The 1,697-nt window shown below is 76.2% G+C and carries 2 protein-coding genes; both read right to left on the reverse strand.

Features of this window, described 5'->3' with window-relative positions:
- On the reverse strand, window positions 1-1,034 hold a 1,034-nt coding region (locus J5F18_RS07310; RefSeq protein WP_346301614.1), incomplete at its 3' end, for an AAA family ATPase.
- A partial coding sequence (locus J5F18_RS07315) for an exonuclease SbcCD subunit D C-terminal domain-containing protein (RefSeq protein WP_346301615.1) occupies window positions 1,031-1,697 on the reverse strand: 667 nt, incomplete at its 5' end. The genes J5F18_RS07315 and J5F18_RS07310, both read right to left, overlap by 4 nt.

Genomic DNA, 1,697 nt, shown 5'->3' on the forward strand with positions numbered 1-1,697 from the left:
TGTCGCTCGGCCTCGGCGGCGGCGAGGGCCTCGCGGGTCTCGCCCCGTGCCGCCGCCAGGGCGGCGATCTCCTCGGGCAGCGCGGCCCGGCGGGCGTGAGCCTGGCGGCGGGGGGCGATCAGCCGTCGCCAGTCGCGGTCGCGGCGGGCCTCGGCGAGGCTCTGCCAGGCCGCCTGTGCGGTCTCAAGCGCCGATGCGCCCTCGGCGTGGGCGGCGTGCAGCCGGTCGTCTTCCTCGTGCCAGCGTTGCCGGGCCCGGAGCGATTCCGCCTGCCGCTGCAGCTCGGTGAGCGCCTGCCGGGTGGCCTCGGCGGCGCGCGCAAGCGTGGCGCGGGCCTCGGGCTCGGCGGGCAGGTCCTCGGCGAGCCTCGCCTCCAGGGCCTCCACGGCGTGCTTCGCCTCGCTGGCGCGGCGGTAGGCGGCCATGGAGATCGCGGAGTATTCGGCGGTGCCGGTGAGGCGCTCGAGCAGGTCGCTTCGGGCGTTGTCGTCGGCCTGGAGGAAGGCGGCGAACTCGCTCTGGGCGAGCAGTACGGCGCGGGTGAACTGCTCGAAGGTGAGCCCCAGGCGCTCCGGCAGCAGGCGCTCGAACTCGCGCTTCTGGGCGGTGAGCAGGCGGTCGTCGTCGAGGTCGGTGAGCGACTGCTCCACCGCCTGCAGGCGCCCGGTGGCCTTCTCCCGGGCGCGGCGTACCGCCCAGCGGGCGCGGTAGCGGCGGCCGTCGCGGCCCAGGAAGTCCACCTCGGCGTAGCCGCTGGCGGTGCCCCGGCGCAGCAGGGTGCGGGCGTCGCTGGTGGTGAGCCGGGAGTCCGGGGTGTCGTCGATCTGGCTGTCGCGGGTCGGGGCCTGGCGTAGCCGCGGGGTGTTGCCGTAGAGCGCCAGGCAGAGGGCGTCGAGCAGGGTGCTCTTGCCGGCGCCGGTGGGGCCGGTGATGGCGAACAGGCCGGCGTCAAGGAGCGGCGGGGCGGTGAAGTCCAGGGCGAGCGGCCCCGGCAGGGAGGCCAGGTTCTCCAGGCGCAGGGCGAGGATCCTCATGGGCGGTCCTCCCGGGCGTTGGCGTCGTCGTCATCGGCGTCCAGCACCGCCTGGCGCAGGCGATCGAAGTCGGCCAGCACCTCCTCGCCGGGCGGCTCGCCCCAGCGCGACTCCCAGGTGAGGGCGAAGAGCCGGCGCGGCCCCAGGCTCTCCAGATCGACCCGGGCCGGGGTGCCCTCCTCCTCGACCCGGGGCAGGCGGCGCTCCAGGCGCAGCAGGCGCAGCGCGCGGCCCTCGAGGGCCGCCTCCACCCGGGCGCGCAGGTCGGGGATGGGCGCCTCGAGTTCGACCCGCACCTCCAGCCAGGGCCACTGCTCCCTGGGTAGCGCCGGGTCGTCCTCCAGGGCCTCCAGCTCGGCGAGCACCTCGGCCAGCGGGGCGGGGCCGACGCGGTGCATGGCCACCGGGCGCGGCACGGGAATCGGCCGCGCCTCGCCCAGCGCCTCGCCCGCCAGGGTCACCTCCACCACCTGGTGGGGATAGGCCACCTCGCTGAAGTCCAGGGGCAGGGGGCTGCCGCTGTAGCGAATACGCGCTTCGCCGACCTGCTGGGCGCGGTGCAGGTGGCCCAGCGCCACGTAGGCGATCGTCGGCGGGAAGAGGGCCGCGGAGATCGACTCCTCGCCGCCGATCACGATGGGCCGCTCGCTCGCCTCGGAGACC

Source organism: Halomonas sp. BM-2019, assembly GCF_017584085.1.